This window comes from Zhenhengia sp. (genome assembly GCF_046966505.1).
Classification (GTDB): domain Bacteria; phylum Bacillota; class Clostridia; order Lachnospirales; family Cellulosilyticaceae; genus Zhenhengia; species Zhenhengia yiwuensis.
Genome location: NZ_JBKVCH010000027.1, coordinates 3,055 through 6,596, shown reverse-complemented (window position 1 = coordinate 6,596; position 3,542 = coordinate 3,055). Strand labels below are relative to the sequence as shown.

The window sequence follows — 3,542 nt, the reverse complement described above, 5'->3', positions numbered from 1 at the left end:
TAGAAATTAACTTTGCGAATGCAAGGTGTCTATATGATACGAACCTGAACAGATATGTCAACAAGAAGAAATCGACAGGGAAAATAGATATGGTGGCTTCACTGATTAATGCCATGTATCTCCTTGAAAAAGATAGGCTTCAAGAGGACTTTGTTGTTCAGGTTTTTTAATTGGAAGGAGATGAAAATGGCTTTAAGAGGCTTCTTTCAAAGGGAAAGAACTGAGGTTATAACTGAGGAGTTAGATTTACACCTAGAAGGGACAGAACATGAAAAGATTAAGAGTAAAACCATATCAAAAGAACAGGCTATTGGACTTCCTTCTGTTTATGCGAATGTGGAACTTATAAGTAATGTTATATCTAGCTTAGAGGTAAAGCTTTATAAGGAATTAGAAGGTAGTGTGGAAGAAGTAAAAGGAGATAGAAGAATAGATTTATTAAATGACTCGCCTAATAGCCTCATGAGTGGCGATGAGCTAAAGAAGGCTATGGTGAGAGATTACCTATTAGATGGTGCTTGCTATGTCTATATGTGTGGACAAGGGTATTCAAAGGATAGATGGTCACTTTATTATATACCCACAACAGATATATCTCTTTTGTACTCGCCTGATATCATCTTTAAGACAGTAACAATAAATATCCAGGGGCAGAACTTTAATCCTGATAACTTTATTATTTGTACCAAGAACACAGTTGATGGGGTAAAAGGAAAAGGCATTGTAGTTGAGTGTAATAGTATTTTAAAACAAGCCTTAGACAACATGAACTATACCACTCAAACGATGGGAAATGGAGGCGTAAAGCGTGGCGTTTTACAAAGTACAAGGCGATTAACTGCAGAAGCTATTGGAGAGCTGAAGAAGGCATGGAAGAGGCTCTATGAGCAGAATAATGATTGTATTGTCTTGAATGAAGGTATTACTTATCATGAGTTGCAACAAACTGGGGCAGAAATGCAGATGATTGAATCTAAAAATGCTATTGATGCTGATATTTGTAGGCTCTTTAATGTACCAGTCAATCTATTTAACTCAACGATTCCTGAAGATGTGTGGGATGCTTTTGTAAAACTGGCTATTATGCCAATCGTAAACAAATTTGAGAAGGCTATTAATAAGGCACTTCTTACGACAGAAGAACAAGGTAAATATTACTTTGCTTTTGATACTAAACAACTCAACAAGGGGGATATTGAGAAACGCTTCAAGGCTTATGAAATTGCCCTTAAGAATGGGTTTATGACACCATCCGAGGTGCGTTTTGAGGAAGATTTGAATGAAATTGAATCATTAAATTTCGTTAAGCTGAGTCTAGGTGATGTATTAATGCATATTGAATCAGGAGAAATCTATACACCGAATACAAACACCAAAGTTAATCAAGATTACACCAATGTGGTGCAAAATGGTGCAGATGGAACCAAGATGGTGAAGGGAGGTGAAAAAGATGCAAGTGGAGGTGAGAAATGATGGAAAGCTTGAAATTAGTGGTTATGTTAATGCTATTGATAGGTATTCGAAGGAACTTTACGGTTCGAAAGGTAAATTTATTGAAAAGGTCGCACCTAGAGTATTTCAAAGAGCTTTAGAACAGGCTCGTAATGTGGATATGTTACTCAATCATGATGTAAGGCGAAAGCTTGCTAGTATAGAGGAGGGAACTTTAGCACTTAAAGAAGATAATATTGGGCTTCATGCGAAAGCAGTCATTAGTGACCAAGAGGTTATAGAAGAGGCTAGGTGTGGAAATTTAAAAGGTTGGTCTTTTGGTTTTAGGGCTTTGAATGATAGTTGGCAAGAAGATGGTAGTGTGGCTAAAAGAACTTTAGAGGAGATTGACCTAATGGAAGTATCCCTTTTAACAATTGAGCCAGCTTATATTGCAACATCTGTTCAGGTAAGAAGTGAAGATATGGAGCAAAGATGCATCAGGGATAAGCCTGATAAGAAGGAGAGTGAGATGGAAGTAGAAAATCAAAGAAGTTTAGTAGCTACAAAGGTGTGGTTATTAAAGAATGCAGAAATTAAACCATTAATGTTATAATACAGATTAGAAGATTTGTAGGGAGGGACATTATGAAAACAGTAACAATATGTGGAAGTATGAAATTTGTAAATGAAATGAAGAAAATCTCATGGGAATTAGAATGTAATCATAATTTTAATGTAATTCAGTGTGTGTACAATGATGAAGATGAAGAGATAACGCAAAAAATAATAGAAAAACTTGCGTCTGCACATTACAAAAAAATAGATTTGAGCGATGCAATTTATGTAGTAGATATTAACGGATATATTGGTGAATCTGTAAGAAATGAAATTAATTATGCAGAACAACAAGGAAAACAAATTATATATCACAGTAATTTTAAATGTTCATAGGCTGTGTCTGAACTAGGAATTATTCAGTAATATGTAGCAAAATTGAATACTCGTATATAGTACATCCAAGTGGTGTGCTTTTTTATTACTCTAATATGCAACTAATCAGAAAGTATGCAACTCACAGTTGAATAGAATGCATCTATGCGTTTATTGAATATTAATGGTTTTCTTATATAATCAAATTATCAACGTTGAAGGAAAGTTTATAAGATGCAAAATTTATTAAAACCATAAAAATGAATAAGTGAGGGAAAGACGATGAAAATTGGAAAGAACATTAAAAAGCTAAGAGAAGCGAAACAGATTACACAAGAGCAGCTGGGAAAGCTATTGAATGTATCTCATCAGGCAGTAAGTAAGTGGGAAAATGATGCGGCATTACCTGATATATCACTTTTGCCAGAAATGGGAAGAGTATTAGGAGTATTAGTCGATGACTTGTTAACAGAGAAGATTGACCCTTATGAATCCTATGCGGATCGATTGTTTGGGATATATTGTGAATCAAGAACAATGGAAAACTTTCTAAGAGCAGAAGAAGAATATAGAAAGCTTATTGAAAGTGGAAAATGCACCAATAAAGAACTTTGTGAGTATGGCTACTTATATCACTATCATATGAATGATTGTAAGAAAAAAGCTTTTGAAATGTATGATAGGGTTATTGAAGCAGAAAAGGAAAGTAAAAGTGAAGTGTATTATAATACATTAACCTGCTATGTTTCATTAAAGACACAACTAGGTCAATATGATGAAGCAATGACATTGTGTAAACAAATATTTGAAGAAGATACAGAAAATGTGCAAGTATATGATTTAATGTTACAAGTGTATAGCTCAACGGGTAAATACCAAGAAGGGCTAAAGTTCGCAAAAGAGGCAGTTAATAAATTTCCTAATGAATCTGATATGGTGGGCTATATGGGAGAATTCTATGAGCATCTAGAATGTTATGAAGAAGCTTTTGAATGCTGGGATAGGGCTATTGAATTAGCTGATAAGTATATCCATTGGATGTTTAGTAAAGTATTTTGTTATCAAAGATTAGGAAGAAAGCAGGAGGAGTTAAATCAGTGGAAGGCAATTGTATCCTGGTTAGAGGTTAAGGGATTTGAAGGCGGGGCAGAAAAACATAGGCAGAATATAATAAGATT

The 3,542-nt window shown here is 34.6% G+C and carries 4 protein-coding genes; all 4 read left to right on the top strand.

Features of this window, described 5'->3' with window-relative positions:
• The first annotated feature begins 186 nt into the window (after window positions 1-186).
• Entirely contained in the window at window positions 187-1,473 is a 1,287-nt protein-coding gene (locus tag ACLTBU_RS16825; RefSeq protein ID WP_412220139.1) for a phage portal protein, read from the top strand.
• Window positions 1,451-2,047, top strand: coding sequence for an HK97 family phage prohead protease (locus ACLTBU_RS16820; RefSeq protein WP_412220138.1), 597 nt, complete (start codon window positions 1,451-1,453; stop codon window positions 2,045-2,047). Before ACLTBU_RS16825 ends, ACLTBU_RS16820 begins: the two co-directional genes overlap by 23 nt.
• Window positions 2,048-2,079: 32 nt before the next feature.
• Window positions 2,080-2,385 (top strand): hypothetical protein, encoded by a 306-nt coding sequence (locus ACLTBU_RS16815; RefSeq protein ID WP_412219662.1) that lies wholly within the window; start codon window positions 2,080-2,082, stop codon window positions 2,383-2,385.
• Between the two features lie 261 nt (window positions 2,386-2,646).
• On the top strand, window positions 2,647-3,542 hold an 896-nt coding region (locus tag ACLTBU_RS16810), incomplete at its 3' end, for a helix-turn-helix domain-containing protein (RefSeq protein WP_412220136.1).